General features: G+C 46.3%; 2 protein-coding genes, 1 tRNA gene and 1 other annotated feature. All 3 genes read right to left on the reverse strand.

Annotated features, from left to right (window positions below):
* Positions 1-342 precede the first annotated feature (342 nt).
* On the reverse strand, positions 343-939 hold the full coding sequence (locus WBV27_RS11655; protein ID WP_424202252.1) for an anthranilate synthase component II: 597 nt from the start codon (positions 937-939) through the stop codon (positions 343-345).
* Positions 940-2,370, reverse strand: a complete 1,431-nt coding sequence (gene trpE, locus WBV27_RS11660; RefSeq protein ID WP_424202254.1) for an anthranilate synthase component I — start codon at positions 2,368-2,370, stop codon at positions 940-942.
* A gap of 84 nt (positions 2,371-2,454) precedes the next feature.
* Positions 2,455-2,872, reverse strand: a binding site (T-box leader).
* 349 nt (positions 2,873-3,221) lie between these two features.
* Positions 3,222-3,305 (reverse strand) — tRNA-Leu (locus tag WBV27_RS11665).
* Positions 3,306-3,347: the final 42 nt, after the last annotated feature.

Genomic DNA, 3,347 nt, shown 5'->3' on the forward strand with positions numbered 1-3,347 from the left:
GCCTTTTCTGAAAGTTTTTCAGAAGCAATATCGGCTTGCAGATGCGTGGATCAGCAACTTTTATATAATATCACGCTTTAAATCGCATGTCAACAATTTTTTCAAATCATTTCAAAGCCGATTCTGGAGGACAACTTCTATATACTATCATCGCAGCCGAATGCTGTCAACGATTTTTTAATTTTTTTTAAATCTTTCGACACAGACCTAGAAAACGTTATAATTGTTCCCCCTCCGGCATGCGCGTCAGTGGTCCAAACCCATATCATTTCAACAAAAGCATCCGACTTCCGCAGCCGGATGCTCTGATGGATTTGTCCCGCTTATTCACGCCTGTTCGTATCACTCCACTGGCAATGTTGCTTTTTTGGCGATGTTTTCCAAAAAGTTCCGGATAAGCGTCTGACCATCTTTGGTGAAGATGGACTCGGGATGGAACTGCAGGCCGTAGACGGCATGCTCTTTGTGCTTCATCGCCATGATGACGCCATCATCGACACTTTTGGAGAGTATTTCAAGTTCATCGGGAAGGCTCTTTTCTTCGACTACCAGCGAATGGTAACGCATGACCTCGAAAGGGGAAGCAATCCCTTGGAAAAGTGGATCTCCATTATGCGTGACCATGGATGTTTTGCCGTGCTTCAGCGTTTCTGCACGGATGACATTCCCGCCATAGGCATACCCGATGGCCTGATGCCCAAGACAGATTCCAAGCAAAGGCACTTTGCCGGCAAACTCCCTGACCACATCGACGCAAATCCCGGCATCTTCCGGAACTCCCGGTCCTGGGGAAAGGATGATGCAGTCCAGATCCATCGCCTTCATCTCCTCCAGCGTCAAGGCATCATTGCGCACGACCAGCACATCCGGATTGATTTCTCCGATGTATTGGTAGAGGTTATACGTAAAGGAATCATAATTATCGATCAATAAAATCATTCAGATTACCTCCTTCAAGGCCATTGCTTTGTTGAGTGTCTCGGTATATTCCGATTGCGGAACGGAATCATGCACAATCCCTGCGCCGGCTTGGACGTAGGCGAAGCCGTCCTTCAGAATGATGGTTCGGATGGCAATGCACGTGTCCATGTTGCCATTATAGGAGAAATAGCCAACCGCACCGGCATAGATGCCCCGTTTCGTTTTTTCCAATTCATCGATGATGCCCATCGCCCGTATCTTCGGCGCACCGGAAACGGTCCCTACAGGCAGACAAGCGCTCAAGGCTTCAAAGCAGGTCAGACCCGGTTTCAACTTGCCGGTCACTTTCGAAACGATATGCATCACGTGGGAGTAGATATCCACTTCCATGAATTTATCCAACTTGACGCTGCCGAATTCGCTGATCCTGCCGATATCGTTCCTTCCCAGATCCACCAGCATCACATGTTCTGCCCGTTCCTTCTCGTCTGCAAGCAGCTCTTTCTTCAACTCATTGTCTTCCTCTTCGTTCTTCCCTCTTCTGCGCGTTCCGGCTATCGGATTCGTCATGACTTCGCCATCCTGAACGGTGACCAGACTTTCCGGAGAGGAACCGACCACCTGGAAATCGCCCAGATCGATATAGAAAAGATAAGGCGATGGATTTTTAGTGCGCAGTCTTCTGTAGATATCGAAAGGTTCGGATTCGGACTTGATTTTCAGCCGTTGCGAGAGGACAACCTGAAAGATGTCGCCGGCTTTGATGTATTCTTTTGCCTTCTCGACGAGCGTACAAAATTCCGCTTCGCTGACGTTTGAGGAAAGCTCTTGATTCGGATTCACCTCTTGGAAAGGTCGGATGCCGTTCGTCTGGTTCATCGTTTCGGCTAATTTTTCCAGATTGGCGGTGATTGTTTCGTAATCCTCAGTGTCCTCCGGGAAAACATTATGCACGAGCGTCATTTTGTGCTGGTAGTGGTCGTAGCTGATGAATTGCTTGTAGAACATCAAGTAGGCTTCAGGCGCCTGCAGTTCATCCGGGTTCACATTCGGCAGCTTTTCGTATTGTCGGATGACATCGTAACCGACATAACCGATCGCGCCGCCGACAAAAGGCAACGGGATATCGGTCTTGAGATAGGGAATCGATACATGCTCTTTTACGAAATCGAGCACCTTGCCTTTTTTGTGCACGGCTTTCCCGTCGGTGATGATTGTCACGTCTTCGCCCATACTCGTGATGCTCTTGTAAGGGTTCGAACCCAGGAAGGAGTATCTCCCGATTTCCCGCTCCGAAAAGACGCTCTCAAACAAAAACTTATGCTCCCCTTGGAGATTGTAATACATACCGATGGGCGTCAATTGGTCCGCATTGACCGTCAAGTGTACCGGAAACACCTTATTGTGCTTTTTTGATGCTGCAAATTCTGTTGCTGTCAGATTAAACATTTCATCCACCCCTAATGAGATTTTTTCTCTATTTCTGCTTGTTTCAGGGGATTTTGGGTACAAAAAAAGCCACAACATCCCCTATAATGGGACGATGTAGCCGCGGTGCCACCCATATTAGTTCTCTACTGTTGACTCACGCTCGACTCTGTCGTTCTTTGCGCTCCGTGTCTCCCTTACGGAATCAAGGACCCAATGCGTCACCAAAAAAAGGGCTATGCATTGTTTTCGCGCTAATACTACAGAATCAAAAAAACACTTCCTCCTCAAAAGGACGAAATGTTTCCATTCGTTTGCCACCTCAGTACAAAACTCGCTCTGCGGGTACGGATGTTACTCGATACCCCGTCCTTTTAACGGCGGACTCCCGGTTTTTGCTACTGTAATTTTCGCATCACGTCTCAGAGATCCATTCACCAACAGCTACAGTGTTTGGCTTTCACTGCCCCAAACTCGCTTTGACTAAACGCCATTGGCTACTACTTCTCATCACAGATTTTATTAGTGTAATTTTAATTCATTATAATCTATTTCTCATTATTGTCAACTGGGAAATGCTAGTTTTTTTGATGTAAGCATGTTTAAGACACCCGCTATTTCTCGACTTACTTAATGCGCAAAAAAATTCTTTACTTAGCATTTACATAGCTTCGATTAAATATTTATTACATAGGCCTTTAGGTAAAAATGAAATAATATTTTGGAATAATACTGTTTCCTAAATTTATATATGAATAAACACGCTAGAGCTTACGCAATACAAAGGATGTCTCATCAATACCATTTGACAGAGAGCCAAAATAACAAAAAAAAAGATGCATCAAACGTCCGAAAACGTTGATGCATCAGTATACCGGCGGCCGGGGTCGAACCGGCACGCCCTCGCGGGCACTGGATTTTGAGTCCAGCGCGTCTGCCAATTCCGCCACGCCGGCATGATATGAAGAATGCAATTTTCCATCTTACTCATGGAAAGG

This window comes from Trichococcus sp. (assembly GCF_049589555.1).
In the GTDB taxonomy this organism is placed as follows: Bacteria; Bacillota; Bacilli; order Lactobacillales; family Aerococcaceae; genus Trichococcus.

Bases quoted from the DNA above. Each gene is read 5' to 3' on its own strand.
- trpE (WP_424202254.1), bottom strand. From the start codon at position 2,370: ATGTTTAATCTGACAGCAACAGAATTTGCAGCATCAAAAAAGCACAAT.
- WBV27_RS11655 (WP_424202252.1), bottom strand. From the start codon at position 939: ATGATTTTATTGATCGATAATTATGATTCCTTTACGTATAACCTCTAC.